We start from the raw sequence: 18,412 nt of genomic DNA, 5'->3' as shown, positions 1-18,412 counted from the left end.
TCAGGATACTTTGCTAAACGAGCGGTTTCATCAGGTCAGGAGATTCGCCGCCCGAACGCAGCGGGTAGGGAGTTAAGTCAACGGCTCTTGCAGCGCACTCCGGTTCTCATGTGCGCATCGCACGCGCAAGCTAGGGTCCATCAAACTAGCGCGATTACCTCCGTATAAAGCGTCCGAAGATGTCTATCAGACATGTCTAGAATAGGCTCGTACATAAACGAGTTCAGGTGAATGTTCTCCGGGGTCATGAGAGCCACACGCTGAAGGACTTTGATCGCCGTCAGCTCTGCGCCGAACCGTTCCCGAAACTTCTTGAGAAGCCTTGGCGTTTGATTCGCGTCGATACTCGCGACGAAGACGGGATCGTTGATGCGCCTCACCATGAAGCGCTCGGCTGCAAGTCGGATCGACATGGCGAGCACGATCTTGTTTTCAAAGTTGATCCCCTCGGCAGCCTTTAGGCATTCGCTGGCCTCGTGCGCGATGAGGCTCATGACAGGCTCTGCTCCATCGCTCGAAGCAACGGTCTGACCGAACAGTCTGTTGAAGATCAGATCAAGGTCGGAAATCGCGATTTGATCGGAGTCGACCTTCCAATGCAGCAGCGACGTTAGCTTGACAAAATCGGGGTCGGCGGCGTCTCTTGTGTACTCAATCAGATTGCGCATAAAGGGAATGCAGGCAAGTTTTTTCCTCGGATCTGTGGCGAAGTTTGGCTTCCAGTCTTTGACGAAAACGTTCTGGATGCCAGCAGCCCGCTCTAGCACCAAACCTGTTGCGGTCTTCGATGCCATGAAACAGTCTGAGTAACGGACAAACCGACTCTGAATTGTCCGATAGAAATCGAAGTTGTGGGTGAGGATTATCTGCTTGAAGTTTCGATCTTCGGCAATGTCCATTAAGTACTGTATGATTGCGTACTTGTTCTTGTAGTCGAACGAGTCCGCTATGTCATCGACGATGATGAGCGTTTCCTGTTTTGCCTTCTTCCGTACTTCGATCTCGAAGAGAATGTTTAGCACGTAGAAGGCCTTCTTTTCGCCCGTACTAAGTGCCTGCATGAGTGCATCGCGATCAACGGCCGCCTTGTCGCCGGCATCCTCGAACGTAAAGCTTAGACTGAGCATCGGTTCCTGACCGAGGATCACTGCGAGTCGGTTAGTCGCCTCCAGCTTGAACGGTACGAAAAAGCGGTTGTTGAAGATTTCGATAACCTCTTCCCATTGCGTACGCTCTTTTGCAGCCTGCCCCTCGATCTCCTTGCGTCTGGCCTGCGCTGCTTGGTACTTGTTCAACAAATCCTGAAAGGCCTCGATGCGCGCCTTCAGGTAGGACTTCCAGACGTCCTCCTTAAAGGCTGGTATGTTGCCAAGTCGGACCAGCAACTCTTCATGGTTCTGCAGGTACGCTTCGAAGTCTCGGACCGTGATGTTCTTCTGGATGAGTTTGTCGAGCTTCGCAAACCTCTTCTTCAGTTCTTTGTCATTGGAGATCGCATCCTTTTCTTTCGCGATCAGCTCTTCGAGTTCCTGCTGGCTAGTTATCTCTAACTTGGTATTGGCGTTCAAGGTGACGGAGTGCTTCGCATCAAAGAACCCATTTTCAGCAAGCTGCTTTGCGACGGTCGCTGCGTTGTAGTAGTTGAATGTCCCCCTCTTGAAGTAGGTCGATGCAGCCAACAGTTCGTTATACTTCTTAATGTAATCCTGAATGGCAGTCTTCGCTTCTTCTGTGCCGAGAAGGGCAAGCACCTTGTCGTCGAAAATCAGGTCGTATGAAACTGTTGCGAGTGGGGCGGCTGGCATCGCAGCGACTTCGTCTTTGATGCGGTTCAGCGCAACATAGAACTGGTCGTCTCGTGGTGTGAAAGCTGTCGACAACTCCTTTTCAATGTTCTTTTTGGAACCGGATTGCTCCTTAAGAGCTTTCAGTAGGGCTTCCTTTGCCGCGTCAATATCGGCATGAAGGGCTTCATATTCTTTGCGTAACGTAGGATTGACAAGCAGTGTGGAAGTCTTCACGGAATGCCCAAGAACCTCATCGTAGGGACGGACGACGAGTACGCTTTCCATGGTCAGGTCTACACCTGCTTCGTCTTTGATTTCGCGTCTGCACACGCGTGCAGGGAAAATGCGGTCCTTGGAAGCGGCGCCGTCCGCCACATCCTGAAAAGTCTGTGCGAGTGAAGACTTCATAGAGCCATTCGGCGCATACACAGCACACGCGTTGGCCTTGGAAAAGTCGAAATTGGCCTGCAGTCTCTTGATCCCGTAGCAGTTTTCCAGGTCAATGCCCACCGCTTTCATGTCCGATTACCTCCATTAGAAGTCCCGGCGTCCGTTACTGCGCTGGACTGCTGCGCTACAATGTCTAGCAAGGGCAAGTCTGAGTGCTGAATAAAGTGGGCAACGCGATCAAGCAGGGCGTCTTCCGTCCAACGCTGAGGTCCGCGCAGTGCGCATTCCCAAATGTTGAGCACACGCCAGCCATTCGACTGGAGTTCCTGCACCGCTTTGTGGTCGCGTGCAGCGTTTGCGGACAACTTAGCCTCCCAAAAATCCTGGCGGGTAGCCGGAAGCTTCGACATGATGCAACCGTGTGCGTGCCAGAAGCATCCGTGTATGAATACCGCTGTGTTGTACTTTCGAAAAACGATATCCGGTCGACCCGGGAGTGATCGGTCATGCAGACGGTAACGAAGCCCCCGGGCGTGTAAGCCGCGGCGGATCAGCATCTCAGGCTTAGTGTTCTTGCCCTTGATGCGGCTCATATTGAGCTGGCGCTGTTCGAGCGTGAGCACGTCCGCCATTTACGCCCCTGTACCCGCATCTCCAACGATCGTGCGCAGGCAGGTTCTTAACGCCTCTCCCGACATTCCTGGCCGCAGCGTCACTGCGCCGAAACGAAACTTCTGTCGGTACTCTGGATGAAATAGCCGGCCCGGTATTGGTGTTGTTTTGAAGTCAGACTGCAGGCCTGTCGGAATATGGGGGGTCAGCAAATAAGCGGCGGTCACGATACCTTCGATCTGGCCGCTCCCCATGTCCTGTACCAGCGCGTCACGATAGGTGTGGATCGAGTTCAGTGCATCGTTGAGCCCATCATTGATGCGGTATTTTGCATCGAGCACGATTACATACCGCTCTGGTCCATCCAAGCCCTTGCCTGCCAGTACTACGTCGGGAACCATCGTCCGGCTGAAACTGCCCTCGTGGCTATCATCGATCCAGTACTCGCGGTACTGCCGCTGAAAGCACAACACTCGCTCGCAGCCGATTGGAACTGTGATTGAGCCGGTCGCGATCGTCACACCACCATCAGCCTCACCAAGGAATAGGCTGCTGAGGTCCATGCCAGTGGCTCCGTACTCCTCGGCGGCGGCGCGTAGTAGCCGCAGGAAGCACCATAGCTCATATAACTCAAAGGTCCGAGCCAGTGGCATCTGCAAGAAGTCGCCGAATAGTGCAGCCAGCCCGAGGTTCATGTCCCGCCAGAGCCGATAGAAGCGCTGATAGAGCGGGGCATTTCGAAACAATGAGGACATGCGAAGTAGCGCGGGCCCCTCACCAACCTCAGACATGAAACCCTCCACGGCAATATTATTCAGCCGTCGTGCGATATGCCGGGCCCGCACTGCCCAACTGCCGGCTGTAGTGACGACCTCTGAATCGTCGACGGCGCCTGTTTTTGCCAGTAGCTCAGCAACGCCGCCGAGCCATGCAGCCCACGACTGTAGACAGGCCTTGATCTGACGGTGCTCCGGGATGTCTACGCTGTTGCGCCGCTGTCGCAGCGTGATGCGCGCCGGCAGGTGCCCCTTCAATGCAGCTGGTAGCCGCGAGGGGCTGACCGTCTCTGTGAGTATCACTCCTGACCGGAATGACTTGATGATCTCCTGGCCGGTCGCGCGCCTGGCTCGGTGCACCGGCACTGTATTGTCCTCGGCTCGCAGATAGTGACGCGGGGCTCGGGCAATCGCTTCGACCGTAGCGACGATTGCATCGGCTCGAGACCGTAAGAACTCCAGGCGGGCTAGCGGCGGCGGGCGGTTGCTTGGCTGCCGCGCGATCCCCTTGCGAAACGCGCTCAACGAGAACAGGGCGAAAGTGTCTTCGAGAACTTCGCGCACCATCGCGTCAAAGTCGTCGCGTGTGAGTTTACGCAGATCGGGATCGGTCGTAATTTCGAAACGGCGTGTCCCTAAGCCCGGTACACGCAGCAAGGCCTCAACCATGCCGGCATGGAAACCCGGTTGCCAACGCCAGCGCGCATTGCGGGGCTCACGCGACCGCAGCGCCTCGACCGGCGTTTCGTCGATCAGTAGATCAGCGGCAAGGGCGTCTTCGCTGTCACGCAGCTCAAAGAGGTAGGAGGTCCCTTCCCGTACCGCGCCGGGCGGCAACGCATCCGGCTCAGGCCAAACTTGCCATGCCGGCCCGCCACCTTCCGCCTGGATGTAGAGCGCTGGCACGGGTCACCGCATCGCCTGGAAGGAACCGAACTCGTCGAGGTCGACCAGCATCTTCCGGACAAAGGACTGAGCACGCGGTAGGCCCTCACACGCCTTGTCGAGGCCCGTTAGCAGTGGGCGATGGCGCTCGGCGCCGCGCAGTTTCACCAGCACCTTTTGCACGAGCAACTGGTCGGTGACATCGGCCGCGACACTATTTAGATGCGCGGCATCAAACGCGTGATAGCGGACAAACTCTTCAATGAGCCGATAGCCGAAGCCCAGTCCATGCCGCTGCATGAGGTCATGGACTTCGGCAAGCTTCGACTCGGAGGCGGCTCGTGCATCCCTCAGCTCAGGGAAGCGGGCTTCGAGCGAGCCCAGAAAGCCGGGCACATCGACTGTGGACATGTCGATCACCGATGCGCGGTCGAGCACCTTGTCACTGACCGGGTTTGTCGTTTCGTCGACGTTGATCGTACCGATGATAAATAGATTTGCTGGTAGCGGTAGCTCTGCTCGGATGCTCGCGCCCGTTGTGCCTTCCAGCGGTACGCTGTTGGAATGCAGCTGCAGCCGGCCCTCGGTTTCCATGCAGGACAGCACGTCGGACAAGTAGTATTCGACGCGCGCGAGGTTCATTTCGTCGAGGATAACGAAGACCGGCGATTCGCGGTGCGCTGTCGCGACCAGCACCGCCTCTAGAAAGGGCGGCACGACGTAGCGATTTGTGAGCACGTCGAAATAGCCGGTCAGCCCGGTCGGATCGGTCCATTCCGGTCGCACAGGGCATTCGAAGATCAGTGGATCGTCGGCTGCGTTCGAGGTCAGGCCGTGCACGGCCCTCGCGTACTTGAGTGCTAGCTGCGTCTTGCCCGTGCCTGATAGACCCGACAGAATCACGAAGTGTTTGTGCGGCAGAAAGTTCAGCGCGGCGTGAAAACGTCGCACTTCGCCGTTCGGGTAATGCCCCCCAAGGGCCTTCACGGCCGCTTCAATGTCGGCGACCGAAATGCTCGCCGGCATGCGGCGCATTTCAGGGCTGAGCGTGGCCGTGTCGGTCCAAACCGGCAGCTCGTGAATCTTTTCGCGACCAGCCAAAGTGCCAAGCCAGCCGATGAACTCGCGCGCCAGCAAACTACGGCGCGCAGACGCAGTTGGTGGATGAAGGGCGACAACGATCTCATCAGGCTCTAGGGCTGGTCCGAAATCTGCTCGCTCGAAATCCAGACTGTTCCAAAATCCAGAGTTGCGCATCCACAGCAACCCATCTTCAGCTAAGTACACCGGAACAAGGTTGTTCCGGTTGCTGTACTTGAAAGACGTGGCGCCCTCATAACCGTCGTCCTCACCGTCGTCTTCGTCGTCTCCATTGCCGGTCCCTGCTTTTGCCGCAGCGCCCAGCCTCTTCATTTCTGCGAGACGCGCCAAGAACTTGTCCTTGTCCCTACGAACCAGCACAGCAAAGTACACCTCGTCCTCTGGCGGAAACTTCATCACCGTCGCGATGATGAAGGCATCCGCGTCATCCTTTGCACTGTTCAGATTGGCGACACCGATCTGAACACCGCCGTCGACGATCTTCGCACTGTTGGAGACCCCAAACAGCTTATTGGTGCGGGTAGCTTTCGTTGCCCGGAAGTGCTTTTGAACTTCCTTAAGAAACTGCTGCTGCCGCTCGGCGAGGCTCATCCGTCTTCTCCCATTCCGATTGCTTGAGCGTCTTCATCATGTGCGTCGCGATCGCCTTGGCCAGCAGCGGCGGGACGGCGTTCCCGATCTGCCGGAAGGCCGGATTCATTGTCCCGCAGAAGACGAAGCCATCCGGGAACGAATGAAGGCGCGCGGCCTCGCGCACGGAAATCGTTCGGGCTTGCCTGCTGTCGTAGTGAATATGGCTGTAGCTATCCTTGCCGAGGTGTGCCATGAGCGTGCGCGCCGGCTGGTCGCGCCACATCTTGCGCCACTTATTCGGAAATTTGCCCACGTCGTAGGGCGGCACGATCGTGGCCTTGATCTCTTCGTACTGCTTCGATCCGGGCCTGACTCTGGCGCCCTGCTTGGCGAGTTGTGCCAAGTGCTGCTCGAACATTTTCATCGCGTGCTCATACGCCTGCGGATACTGGTCACCCGGATTCATGCGCGCGAACAGGGGATAGTCGCGCGGCAGATAGCGGATGACATGATCCGTCAGTGCCGGCGGAGCTTCGAAGCCCGGCCAAGTTCGCATCAGCCTTGCATAGGTCGTGTGCGGTGGCTTGCCATAGGGCACCGGATCGTCGAAGCGTCGCGCGCCTCGCCGCAGAGTACCGCTCTTGAGCAGCTTGCGTGCGTCGATGGCCGGCAAGTCATCGAGTGCGTCCTCGGCCGTTACGGCAGGCGGCAGCGAGCTATCCGCCTTAGACGCATGAATGTAGTGGTGCGCGTCGTCGGCGATCTCGCTGTCCAGGAACTTGAGAGCGACCGATCGCGTGCCTTCATAGCCCGGCGGAAGGTGGATGAAGTGCGTCGGATCTGGGAACGTGACGACATCGGCAATCTCGCGCCGGTACGCGATCAGGATCATGCGCTCGCGCATCTGTGGCACACCGTAGAAGGCCGCGTTGAGCAGGGTATAACGGCAGATGTAGCCCTTGTTTTCCAGTACTTCGGCGATCTCTTCGGCGATGTTCTGGCCGCCGTGGTTCAGCACATCGGGCACGTTCTCGACGAGAACAGCCAGCGGCGCGAAGGCTTCGACATAGCGAAGGTAGTCGATGTAGAGCTGAGCTCGCGGGTCGTGCTTGAAGGCCTCGGCGTGGTTGTCCACTTCGCGCAGCTTGGGTCGACCGACGCGGGCGAAGGCTTGGCATGGCGGGCCGCCGACAAGCACATCGAAGGCCTCGGATGTCGGGCCCGCCTGCAGGTCCCTCGCAAGCTGATCCGGGCTGGTTTTCGTGATGTCACGGGCGTGCGAGTGCGCCGCATCACCACCGTGGAAGTTGTGGCCATGGGAGGCCGCTGCTTCCGGATCGAACTCAACGGCACCTGCGATATCGAAACCGGCAGCTGAGAACCCGAGGGAAATCCCGCCGCAGCCGGCGAACAGGTCTAGTACACGTGGCTTGCCGCCCGCCTGCAGGCGGGCGATCTTCTGGCGAATGGAGCGTGCGGTCTTGCTCACAGGGCGACACCTGCTCGTGCTGGCTTGCTGGTCATGGGCGGGGATTCTTCAGGTTCTGCATAGTGCCGCCTTCATTATTGGCGGGGAAAAAGCGGGTACCGCGCCTCGACATACTTCTCGACGGCGTCGCGGACGACCCAGGCAACAGACACTTTTTTCTCTTCGGCGATGCGCTCAAGCTCGGCATAGAGATCGGGCGGGAAGGTGACCGACGCGCGCGTGGCTTCCCTGACCGTTGGGGATCGTTTGGCTGTGACTGGCATAGAATTCGCCCAAAGCCGAGAGGTGCACCAGTCTACATCACCATGCACCACTCTGGCGGGCGGTACGCCTTGCCCAACCTCAAGTTCGAACGTCCTGGAGTTCTTGCCCGCTGCGGGTACCGGGGAGGGCTTCAGGGGCCGAGTCGACCGTAGCTGCATCGCATGTGGGGCGCCTGAAGGCCGCTCAACGCCCCTTCGACCGCGGAGGCGACGTTGAATAATTTTGATGTCGGTGTTTGGTTCAGCTTGCTCGGCGCGAACGATCGCCAAGCGATTCAGCAAGTGAGTTACGCCCGTGACGGATGGTTCGCGCGAACTCAGTACCTCCGCTTCATGCGTAGCGGTATCGACGATGGTCATGCTTCGGACGCGGGCGTCGGCGTTGCGATCGAACCTGAACTCCTTCCGCCATACCTCGGGGTGTACTGGTTTGGCAGCCATCATTTCCTGTCCATCGCGTTGGCGGACAGATACGAGGATGGATCCCGGTGTTCTCGGTGGCCTGGGTCATCATCCAGACCCTGGCCCTATGGTTGAGCACAGTCCGATTCGGCTCGATCTCGCTGGCGCGGTCGATCTTCGGAACCAAGTCGCCCCAACCCGAGGCATTCCCGGTAAGAAAGTTGATCCCCGTTGAATACGGGGATGTGGTGCTTCTGGGCTAAGCCGTCCGTGCTGACACTGCGCCAATATGTTTCGAGTCGTGCGACCCAACCCATCCAGAGGTAACGCCACTCGGAGGGCATAATGGGTCATCAGCGGTGGGAATCGGAGCGAGGAATGAAGTCGGAGACTTGGACGATCCAGCAGGTGTTCCAGGATCGGAAGCAGTACAAGGTGCCGTTCTATCAGCGGGCTTATGTCTGGACCTTAGAGAAGCAATGGCCTCTGCTTTGGGCGGACATCAAGGACAAGGCCGAGGAGCGCCTGGCTAACACCGAGCCTGCGCCGCACTTTCTGGGCGCCATCGTAGTGGAGCCCCAAGACAAGGTGGGGCTACGAGGAGTCGACACCCTCCACATCATCGATGGCCAGCAACGCTTGACCACGCTGCAGTATGTTCTGGCGGGTATTAGGCTGGCCACCCGCGAGGCGGGGATCACCGAGTACGACTCGTACTTGGCCGCAGTGTTAGACAATCCCAATCCCACCACTATGGCCAATGCCGAGGTGGAGGTGTTCAAGGTTTGGCCGACCTTCTCGGACCAGAAAGCGTTCGTGTCGGCCATGACCGCCGACAAGCTGAGCACTCTACAAGCACGGTATCCTGCCCACTTCACCCAAGCTGGTACGTTCCGGCGGATCGGTATTATCCATCCAGCGGCGCTAAACGCTATCTGGAACTTCGCCGAATGGTCGAAGACCTGGATTGAGGCCAATGGCGGTGTCAATGCTGTCGAGGCCTTAATCATGGCCGTGTTGGCAGATCTGAAAGTGGTTTTGATTCAGTTGGAGAAGGGGGATGACGCTCAAGTCATCTTCGAGACCTTGAATGGTCGGGGTGCGGAGCTTCACGCGACCGACCTGATACGCAACCATTTATTTATGACCGTGGACAGCAGCCAGGAAGATTCGGCTGCGCTGTATGAAGAAAAGTGGAAGCAGTTCGAGCAGGACAGGTGGAAAATAGGAGAACGGCGAGGAAGGATCACCAAGCCCCGGCTGGAATGGCTGATCTTCGCAACTATCCGCGCGCAGACGGGGCAAGAGGGCGACCTCGCCCGCCTGTATGTCGATTTCAAGAACTTTGCCCAGGGACTTTCAACCACCCAGCAGTTGGCGATGCTGGACGCCTATGGCAAGCACTACCTGCAGCTGATCGAAGGGAAGGGTGATTTGCCCGTGGCCAGGTTTGGGCGGCGCCTTCAGCCGTTCGACACCACGACGACTCATCCGTTGGCTTTGCGCATTTCTACGGCAGACATGCCTGACAGCGAGAAGACAGCGATGTTCGACGACGTCGTGTCCTACATCGTTCGACGTGCCGTCTGCGGTTTGACGCCAAAGAACTACAACAACTGGTTCATGTCGGTCTTGCGGCAATGGATCAAGGGCGATATGACGCGGCAAGCGCTGAAGAAACTGCTGGCCTCGTCGCCCAGCAGCCCCGCTGCGCGCTGGCCAGATGATGCCGAGTTCACCCACGCCATCCAGACAGCGCCCACGTATTACGGCAACCTTGATCCAGCCCGATGTCGCATGCTGCTGACCGAGCTTGAGGGCTGGTTGCGTATGACAAAACGAACGGAAGAGCCCATGGTTCCGAATCTATCCAACTTGGATATCGACCACATCCTGCCAAGGTCCTGGTATGAGCATTGGGCCCTACCGGATGCGTCCAAAGCGACGTTCGCTGAGAGCCAGGCGGCAGAGCAGCAGGAACTGGCGGGTGGCATTTTGTCGGAGCATTATCAGGCAATTCGTAGGCGCACCAAGGTTATTCCGACGCTGGGCAACCTTACTCTGCTCAATCTGTCGGTCAACCGCGAAGCTCAGAATAAGGCTTTTCCCATCAAGAAGAGCCTGCTGATCGCCAATACCGTTTTGAGCTTGAACGGTGACTTGATGACGCACGAAACGTGGGATGAAGAGGCCATTGCCGCTCGCGCCAGACGAATGGCTGAGGCAGCAACGCAACTGTATCCACGCTAAGGAAACTCTGGTTTCACCATGCGCTTGAACTCTGCCTGAGGTTTGATCGTTGATCAGACCTCCCCTTATCCCTACAATTTTTGTGATCAGATCAACCTTACATATCGCGCATGAACGCGGCGGGGCGGCTGGAAGACATGCGCCTGGGCGTGGAATGCCTGCTCACCGACGACGTGGCGCAGGCGCGCCGCCATGCCGAGCAGCTCGACGCGATCAACCGCGAGCGGCGTGAGCTGCAGGCCTCGATGGTGGCCGAGGCCGAGGTGATGGTGGCTGGCCTGGGTCATGTCGACGCCGTCGGCGTGGCGCTGTTCGAGCCGTCGTGGCATGCCGGCGTGGTTGGGCTGGTCGCCTCCAAGCTGAAGGAGCGCTTGCACCGCCCGGTAATCGCCTTCGCGCCAGCCGGTGAGGACGACACCGAAAACCTGCGTGGCTCGGCGCGCTCGATCCCTGGTTTCCACATCCGCGACGCGCTGGCCGCGATCGACGCGCGCCAGCCCGGCTTGATCGAACGCTTCGGCGGCCACGCGATGGCCGCGGGGCTGAGCCTCAGGAGCGCCGACTACCCGCGCTTCGCCGCCGCCTTCGATGCGATCGCGCGCGAGCTGATCGAGCCCGAGCGCCTGCAGGTGGTGCTCTACACCGACGGCGAGCTGCCGCCCGGCGCCGCCACGCTGGGGCTGGCCCGACAGCTGCGCGCCGCGGGGCCGTGGGGCCAGGCCTTCCCCGAACCGCTGTTCGACAACCTGTTCGATTGCGCCGGCTGGAAGCTGATGGGCGAGAGTCACCTGCGCCTGCAATTGCGCGACCCGCGCGACGGCGCCCTGCATGATGCGGTGATGTTCAACGCGTATCACGGCCAGCCACCGCCATCGCGGCTGCGCGCGGTCTACGAGCTGACCATCAACGACTGGCAGGGGCGCGAGATGCCACGACTGCTGCTGCGGCACATCGAACCGGCCTGATGCCGCTTGCGCGTTTTTCACGCGGTCCGATCCAGACTGGCGTTCGCCCCGCTCATGGAGAACGCCCGTGATCGCACTGATCGAAGGACTGCCGCCCGGTACGCTGGGTTTTCGCGCCCATGGCCAGGTGACGGCGGAAGATTACGAGAACATCGTCGTGCCGGACGTCGAGGCGGCGTTCGCGCTCAATCGCAAGCTGCGCCTGCTGTATGTCACCGCCGATGACTTCACCGGCTTCGACCCGGGCGCGATGTGGGATGACGCCAAGCTGGGCCTGCGCCATTTCAGCGGCTGGGACCGCGTCGCACTGGTCACCGACGTGGTCTGGCTGCGCGGTACCGCGATGGCGTTCAGCTTTGCCATCCCGGCCCAGTTTCGCTTGTTCCACGGTGCGGACATCGAGGAAGCCACCCGCTGGATCACGGCTCCCTGATCTCGCCCTGTGGTAGGAGCCCGCCCGCGGGCGATGCTCTGGCTTTTTGCGAATCCCGAATCCCGAATCTTGAGCCCAAGCCCAAAAGCATCGCCCGCGGGCGGGCTCCTACGGCGACTTGACCGTACCCGCGCTTGCCAAGCGCCGGCGAATCTGCTCAAGTTGGCCCATGCACCCCGCCGCCGCCAGCCGTCTGAACCTCACCGCGCCTTCCGCGCGGGGCTTAGTGCTGGCCGGCAACAACAATAATCGCGCGAACAATAACGCCAACCATTGGCGGGCCCGCGCGTAGCTGCAAGTTTCCATGGAATACGCGAAAGAGGCCCGCCCAGTGCGGGCCTCTTTTTTTCGTGCGCGTGCCCATCCGCGCAAAGGCAAACCCGGCCATCCGTGGCCGACTTTCAAGAAGAGCGGCATCCACTACAAGCAACCGAGGAACCCCCACCATGTGCTCGATTTTCGGAATGTTCGACCTGCAGCCGGGCGACGACCTGGCGGCGCTGCGCCGGCAGGCGCTGGAACTGTCGCAGCGCCAGCGCCATCGCGGGCCGGATTGGAGCGGGGTGTTCGTCGACGCCGGGGTGATCCTGGTGCACGAGCGCCTGGCCATCGTCGACCCGGCCAGCGGCGCGCAGCCGCTGCGTTCGCGCGACGGCGCGCTGGCGCTGGCGGTGAACGGCGAGATCTACAACCACCGCGAACTGCGCACGGCCAGCGACTACGACTTCACCACCGGCTCGGACTGCGAGGTGATCAACGCGCTGTATCGCGAGCAGGGCAGCGACTTCGTGGGCAGGCTCAACGGCATCTTCGCCTTCGCGCTGTGGGACGGCGAGGCGCAGCGCTACCTGGTCGCGCGCGATCCGATCGGCGTCTGCCCGCTGTACTGGGGCCACGACGCCCAAGGCCGCCTGTGCGTGGCGTCGGAGATGAAGGCGCTGGTCGGCGTATGCGCCGACCTGGCGCCGTTCCCGCCCGGCCACGTCTACGACAGCGCCAGCGGCGGGCTGCGCAGCTACTACGCCAGGCCATGGCGCGACTACGCCGCCACGCGTGGCCATGACGTGTCTGCTCCGGCCTTGCGCAAGGCGTTCGAGCAGGCCGTGCATCGCCAGCTGATGACCGACGTGCCGTATGGGGTACTGCTTTCCGGCGGGCTGGATTCGTCGCTGGTCGCCGCCTGCGCCGCGCAGTTCGCGCGCGAGCGGGTCGAGGACGACGACCGCAGCGAGGCCTGGTGGCCGCGCCTGCATTCGTTCGCGATCGGGCTGGACGGCTCGCCCGACCTGGCCGCGGCGCAGGTCGCCGCCGACGCGCTGGGCACCGTGCACCACGGCTTCGTCTACACGTTCTGGGAGGGCCTGGATGCCTTGCCCGAAGTGATCCGCCACATCGAGACCTACGACGTCACCACCATCCGCGCCGCCACGCCGATGTACCTGCTGGCGCGGCGGATCAAGGCGATGGGCGTGAAGATGGTGCTGTCCGGCGAGGGCTCGGACGAGATCTTCGGCGGCTACCTGTACTTCCACAAGGCGCCGTCGGCCGAGGCCTTCCACGAGGAGACCGTGCGCAAGCTCGACGCGCTGCACAGCTACGACTGCCTGCGCGCGAACAAGGCGATGATGGCCTGGGGCGTGGAGGCACGCGTGCCGTTCCTCGACCTGGAGTTCATCGACGTGGCAATGGGCTTGGACGCCGCGCACAAGATGGCCGGGCAGGGTCGCATCGAGAAGGCGGTGCTGCGCGAGGCGTTCGACGGCGCGCTGCCGGATGCGATCCTGTGGCGGCAAAAAGAGCAGTTCAGCGATGGCGTGGGCTACGGCTGGATCGACGGGTTGAAGGCGCACGCGGAGCAGGCGGTCAGCGATCGCGAGTTCGCCGCGGCGGCGGCGCGCTACCCGTTCAACACGCCGGCGACCAAGGAGGCGTACTTCTACCGGCGCATCTTCGAGCAGCACTTCCCCGGCGAGGCCTGCGCCGCGACCGTGCCCGGCGGCAAGTCGATCGCCTGTTCCTCGCCGGCGGCGCTGGCGTGGGATCCGGCGTTCGCGAATGCGGCCGATCCGTCGGGGCGGGCGGTCAAGGGCGTGCATCAGCAGGCGCTGGCCTGAACCAGACACCATGATCAGTCGTGTCGCTGCTGGCGCGGCGGTGCGTCCGCACGGGGGCGTCTGTTATCCTAGAGCGCTTGCATCCAACCCTGATACCGACATGATCGAGACCAATCCCATCCATGCGCAGATCGCCGACCTTCGTGGCCGGGTCGAGTCGCTTAGGGGGTATCTTTGACTACGCTGCGAAAAGCGAGCGTCTGGAAGAAGTAACCCGTGAACTGGAAAGCCCCACCGTGTGGGACGACCCGGCACGCGCGCAGGAACTGGGCCGCGAGCGTGCCCGCCTGCACACCATCGTCCACGGCATCGACACGCTGACTGCCGGGCTGAATGACGCCGGCGACCTGCTGGAGATGGCGATCGCCGACGGCGACGACGACACTGCGCGATCGGTGACCGACGACCTGGCCAAGCTCGAGGCACAGGTCGGCAAGCTGGAGTTCCAGCGAATGTTCTCCGGCAAGATGGACGCGATGAACGCGTTCGTCGACATCCAGGCCGGCGCCGGCGGCACCGAGGCGCAGGACTGGGCCGAGATGCTGCTGCGCATGTACCTGCGCTGGTGCGAATCGCGCGGCTGGAAGACCGAGTTGATGGAGGTCAGCGGCGGCGACGTGGCCGGCATCAAGTCCGCCACGTTCCGCGTGGAAGGCGACTACGCCTACGGTTGGCTGAAGACCGAGATCGGCGTGCACCGGCTGGTGCGCAAGAGCCCGTTCGATTCGGACAACCGCCGGCATACCAGCTTCACTTCGGTATTCGTCTCGCCGGAAGTCGACGACGACATCGACATCGAGATTAACCCGGCCGACCTGCGTACCGACGTCTACCGTTCGTCCGGTGCCGGCGGCCAGCACGTCAACAAGACCGAGTCGGCGGTGCGCATCACGCATATCCCGACCAACACCGTGGTGGCCTGCCAGACCGGCCGCAGCCAGCACCAGAACCGCGACACCGCGATGAAGATGCTGGCCGCCAAGCTGTACGAACTGGAGATCCAGAAGCGCAATGCCGAGAAGGATGCGCTGGAAGCGACCAAGTCCGACATCGGCTGGGGCAGCCAGATCCGCAACTACGTGCTCGACCAGAGCCGCATCAAGGATCTGCGCACCGGCATCGAGCGTTCGGACACCCAGAAGGTGCTGGACGGCGACCTCGACGAGTTCATCGAGGCGAGCCTGAAATCCGGCCTCGAAGCCGGTGCCAAGCGCGCCGATGCGTAACGCCTGATTCCTTCCGCTCCGCCCACTGACGAGGTGCCCGCATGAACAGCCAGAAGATCTGCGCGATCCTGATCACCTTTGCCGCGCTGGCGGCGTTCGGCGCGGCAGCGCAGTCGCAGCAAGGCAGTGCCGGCCAGGGCATCAAGCAGGATGCCAAGGCGGTCGGCCACGGCGTCGCCGATGGCGCCCGGGATGTCGGCCACGCCACCAAGCATGTCGCCAAGAAGATCGGGCATGGCGCGAAGGAGGCCGGCACCGGCATCGGCCACGGCGCGAAGAAGGCCGGCATCGCCGTCGGTCATGGCGCACGCGAGGGCTGGGACGCCACCAAGCACGCGGTGAAGCAGGTGTTTGGCAAGGACGGTTGAGTACCTGCGGGCACGCCGCTTTTTCCCCGACCCATCACTGGCACATCCACGAGACATTCGCTGCCCGGCGCACGCCGGCAGCCACGGAACCATCCATGAGCGAAGCGACCGATACCCAGCCCGTCGACGAGAACAAGCCGGACGTCAATCGACTCGTTGCCGAGCGTCGCGAGAAACTGAAGGCGCTGCGCGGGCAAGGCATTGCGTTCCCGAACGACTTCAAGGTCGACAGCTTCGCCGGTGATTTGCAGGCCGAGTTCGCCGACAAGGACGTGCACACGGCCGAGGCGGTCGAGGCTGCCGTGCGCCGGGTGAAGATGGCCGGGCGCATCGTGCTCAAGCGCGTGCAGGGCAAGGTCAGCTTCGTGCAGCTGCAGGATTTCAGCGGGCGCATCCAGCTGTTCATCCACCAGGGCACGCTGGGCGAAACCTACGAGGCGTTCAAGGGCTGGGACGTGGGCGACATCGTGGGCGCCGAAGGCGTGCTGATGCGCACCAAGACCGGCGAGCTTTCCGTCCGGGTCGACCAACTGCGCCTGCTGACCAAGAGCCTGCGCCCGCTGCCAGACAAGTTCCATGGCCTGGCCGACGTGGAGCAGCGCTATCGCCAGCGTTACGTCGACCTGATCGTCACCGAGGAGGCGCGGCGCACCTTCATGCTGCGCTCGAAGATCATCGGCTTCATGCGCCAGTGGCTGGAAGCGCCGTCGCGCCGCTTCATGGAAGTGGAGACGCCGATGATGCACGTGATTCCCGGTGGTGCCACGGCCAAGCCGTTCGTCACCCATCACAACGCGCTGGATCTGGACCTGTACCTGCGCGTGGCGCCGGAGCTTTATCTCAAGCGCCTGGTCGTGGGCGGCTTCGACCGCGTCTACGAGATCAACCGCAACTTCCGCAACGAGGGCGTGTCGACCCGGCACAACCCCGAATTCACCATGCTGGAGCTGTACCAGGCCTACGCGACCTACCACGAGATCATGGACCTCACCGAGGCGGTGATCCGCGACACCGCGCAGGCCGTGCTGGGCACCACGCAGCTGGAATGGGACGGCGCCGCGATCGACGTCGGCCCGGCGTTCCGCCGCTGGCGCATGGAAGACGCCGTGCTGGAACACAACCCCGGGATCCGGCGCGAGGAACTGCGCGACCGCGAGGCGATGGCCGCGCATGCCAGGCGCCTGGGCGTGCAGGTTAAGCCCGGCTACGGCTGGGGCAAGCTGTTGCTGGAAATCTTCGAGAAGACCGTCGAACACACCCTGATCCAGCCCACCTTCATCACCGACCATCCGGTGGAGGTGTCGCCGCTGGCGCGCGAGAGCGACACCGACAAGGGCATCACCGACCGCTTCGAGTTGTTCGTCGGCGGCAAGGAGATCGCCAATGGTTTCTCCGAGTTGAATGACCCGGAGGACCAGGCCGCGCGCTTCCAGGCCCAGGTCGACGCCAAGGACGCCGGCGACGACGAGGCGATGCATTTCGACGCCGACTACATCCGCGCACTGGAAGTGGGCCTGCCGCCCACTGGCGGGCTCGGCATCGGCATCGACCGGCTGGTGATGCTGCTGACCGGCTCGTCCTCGATCCGCGACGTGCTGCTGTTTCCGTACATGCGGCCGGAGGCGTGAGTGTCGACACGCCCGCGCTGCAGGACCTGGCCGCACCCGACGGCGTTTGCTACGGCTGCGGCAGCGCCCATCCGCATGGCCTGCACATCAAGAGCCACTGGCACGAGGACGGCGTGCACGTGGTGAGCACCCATTTGCCGGGCGCCGATTTCCACGGGTGGCCGGGGCTGGTCTACGGTGGCCTGATCGCGATGCTGGTGGACTGCCATTCCAATTGGACCGCGATGGCCTACCACTACCGTGCCGAGCATCGCGCGCCGGACAGCAAGCCGCGCATCGACTGCGTCACCGGCAGCCTCGGCATCAGGTTCCTCAAACCCACGCCGATGGACGTGCCGTTGACGCTGAAGGCACGCGTCGAGGGCGAGGTCGGGCGCAAGACCCGCGTGCTGTGCGAGGTTTACGCCGGCGAGGTGATGACCGCGCTGGGCGATTCGGTCTTCGTGCGCGTCGACACGGCGCAGCTGGCTGCGGCCGCGCGGAACGCCTGAGCGGCGGCGTGGGTTAAACTTGCGGTTTCGCCGAAGCCCGGAGCCTGCATCATGTGGTTTGCCATCCTCGGAACGGACGTTGCCGACTCGCTGGAGAAGCGCAAGGGCGTGCGTCCGGCGCATATCGCGCGCTTGCAGGCGCTGCTGGACGAGGGGCGGCTGTTCGTGGCCGGCGCGTTCCCGGCGATCGAGTCCGAAGATCCGGGCCCGGCCGGCTTCAGCGGCAGCCTGATCCTGGCCGAGTTCCCGTCGCTGGCCGAGGCCCGCGCCTGGGCCGATGCCGACCCCTATGTGGCGGCTGGCGTCTATGCCGAGGTGCAGATCAAGCCGTTCCGCAAGGCCTTGCCGGTGTGAGCGAGGCGATGATCGAACAAATCCGCCAGCGCCTGACCCAGGCCCTGGCGCCGACCGAGCTGGAAATCGTCGACGAAGGCCACCTGCATGCCGGGCATGCCGGCGAGGGCAGGGGCCATTTCCACGTGCGCATCGTCAGCCCCGCGTTCGCCGGGCTGTTGCCGATCCGCCGCCATCGCCTGGTTTATGCGGCGCTGGACGGGCTGATGGATAACGGAATCCACGCACTGTCAATCGACGCAAAAAACAAATAGCTTTCAAACAATAAGTTATATTGAATCCTTCAGCTATTACTTCATGCGGAA

General features: G+C 61.8%; 15 protein-coding genes and 1 pseudogene. 10 read left to right on the top strand and 6 right to left on the bottom strand.

The window, feature by feature from the left end; all coding sequences use genetic code 11:
• Positions 1 to 140: 140 nt before the first annotated feature.
• The 6 genes from RHOOR87_RS0100540 to RHOOR87_RS20670 form a co-directional block, all read right to left on the bottom strand.
• The gene (locus RHOOR87_RS0100540) at positions 141 to 2,306 is read right to left on the bottom strand and encodes a hypothetical protein (protein ID WP_007508473.1); all 2,166 of its coding nucleotides are present in this window, start codon (positions 2,304 to 2,306) and stop codon (positions 141 to 143) included.
• Positions 2,303 to 2,809, bottom strand: a complete 507-nt coding sequence (locus RHOOR87_RS19665) for a very short patch repair endonuclease (RefSeq protein ID WP_007508471.1) — start codon at positions 2,807 to 2,809, stop codon at positions 2,303 to 2,305. Before RHOOR87_RS19665 ends, RHOOR87_RS0100540 begins: the two co-directional genes overlap by 4 nt.
• Positions 2,810 to 4,471: a DUF2357 domain-containing protein gene (locus RHOOR87_RS0100535; protein WP_027483945.1), complete on the bottom strand. Its 1,662-nt coding sequence runs from the start codon at positions 4,469 to 4,471 to the stop codon at positions 2,810 to 2,812. It abuts the gene before it with no gap.
• Positions 4,472 to 4,474: 3 nt separating this feature from the next.
• Positions 4,475 to 6,142 carry a hypothetical protein gene (locus RHOOR87_RS0100530; RefSeq protein ID WP_007508467.1) on the bottom strand — a complete coding sequence of 556 codons (1,668 nt, stop codon included), beginning with the start codon at positions 6,140 to 6,142 and terminating at the stop codon, positions 4,475 to 4,477.
• A complete protein-coding gene (locus tag RHOOR87_RS0100525; protein WP_007508465.1) occupies positions 6,108 to 7,613 on the bottom strand; it encodes a DNA cytosine methyltransferase in 1,506 nt (501 codons plus the stop codon). The genes RHOOR87_RS0100530 and RHOOR87_RS0100525 overlap by 35 nt, the downstream gene beginning before the upstream one ends.
• A 74-nt stretch (positions 7,614 to 7,687) precedes the next feature.
• The gene (locus RHOOR87_RS20670) at positions 7,688 to 8,320 is read right to left on the bottom strand and encodes a CopG family transcriptional regulator (RefSeq protein WP_231381691.1); all 633 of its coding nucleotides are present in this window, start codon (positions 8,318 to 8,320) and stop codon (positions 7,688 to 7,690) included.
• A gap of 336 nt (positions 8,321 to 8,656) precedes the next feature.
• Here RHOOR87_RS20670 and RHOOR87_RS0100510 point away from each other — a divergent pair, with 336 nt between their 5' ends.
• From RHOOR87_RS0100510 to RHOOR87_RS0100465, 10 genes and pseudogenes are all read left to right on the top strand, one after another.
• A complete protein-coding gene (locus tag RHOOR87_RS0100510) occupies positions 8,657 to 10,528 on the top strand; it encodes a DUF262 domain-containing protein (RefSeq protein WP_007508461.1) in 1,872 nt (623 codons plus the stop codon).
• Positions 10,529 to 10,635: 107 nt separating this feature from the next.
• Positions 10,636 to 11,493, top strand: a pseudogene (locus tag RHOOR87_RS18865) (DHHA1 domain-containing protein); the annotation flags it as partial.
• 67 nt (positions 11,494 to 11,560) lie between these two features.
• Positions 11,561 to 11,926 carry an STAS/SEC14 domain-containing protein gene (locus RHOOR87_RS0100500; protein ID WP_007508457.1) on the top strand — a complete coding sequence of 122 codons (366 nt, stop codon included), beginning with the start codon at positions 11,561 to 11,563 and terminating at the stop codon, positions 11,924 to 11,926.
• A gap of 446 nt (positions 11,927 to 12,372) precedes the next feature.
• The gene (gene asnB, locus RHOOR87_RS0100495; RefSeq protein WP_027483944.1) at positions 12,373 to 14,040 is read left to right on the top strand and encodes an asparagine synthase B; all 1,668 of its coding nucleotides are present in this window, start codon (positions 12,373 to 12,375) and stop codon (positions 14,038 to 14,040) included.
• A gap of 100 nt (positions 14,041 to 14,140) precedes the next feature.
• A protein-coding gene (gene prfB, locus RHOOR87_RS0100490; RefSeq protein WP_099047132.1) for a peptide chain release factor 2 occupies positions 14,141 to 15,266 on the top strand; the annotation gives its coding sequence in 2 pieces (ribosomal slippage) (positions 14,141 to 14,215 and positions 14,217 to 15,266; 1,125 coding nt in all).
• Between the two features lie 41 nt (positions 15,267 to 15,307).
• Positions 15,308 to 15,634 carry a hypothetical protein gene (locus RHOOR87_RS0100485; protein ID WP_015447556.1) on the top strand — a complete coding sequence of 109 codons (327 nt, stop codon included), beginning with the start codon at positions 15,308 to 15,310 and terminating at the stop codon, positions 15,632 to 15,634.
• 95 nt (positions 15,635 to 15,729) lie between these two features.
• On the top strand, positions 15,730 to 17,262 hold the full coding sequence (gene lysS / locus RHOOR87_RS0100480) for a lysine--tRNA ligase (RefSeq protein WP_027483942.1): 1,533 nt from the start codon (positions 15,730 to 15,732) through the stop codon (positions 17,260 to 17,262).
• A complete protein-coding gene (locus tag RHOOR87_RS0100475) occupies positions 17,259 to 17,753 on the top strand; it encodes a hotdog domain-containing protein (RefSeq protein ID WP_007508447.1) in 495 nt (164 codons plus the stop codon). Before lysS ends, RHOOR87_RS0100475 begins: the two co-directional genes overlap by 4 nt.
• A 51-nt stretch (positions 17,754 to 17,804) precedes the next feature.
• Positions 17,805 to 18,107 (top strand): YciI family protein, encoded by a 303-nt coding sequence (locus RHOOR87_RS0100470; protein ID WP_007508445.1) that lies wholly within the window; start codon positions 17,805 to 17,807, stop codon positions 18,105 to 18,107.
• 8 nt (positions 18,108 to 18,115) lie between these two features.
• The gene (locus RHOOR87_RS0100465) at positions 18,116 to 18,361 is read left to right on the top strand and encodes a BolA family protein (RefSeq protein ID WP_015447559.1); all 246 of its coding nucleotides are present in this window, start codon (positions 18,116 to 18,118) and stop codon (positions 18,359 to 18,361) included.
• Positions 18,362 to 18,412 lie beyond the last annotated feature (51 nt).

This window comes from Rhodanobacter sp. OR87, from assembly GCF_000473345.1.
GTDB classification, from domain to species: Bacteria; Pseudomonadota; Gammaproteobacteria; order Xanthomonadales; family Rhodanobacteraceae; genus Rhodanobacter; species Rhodanobacter denitrificans.
The sequence above is the reverse complement of the archived record's forward strand: the minus strand, read 5'-3'. Positions and strand labels throughout refer to the sequence as shown.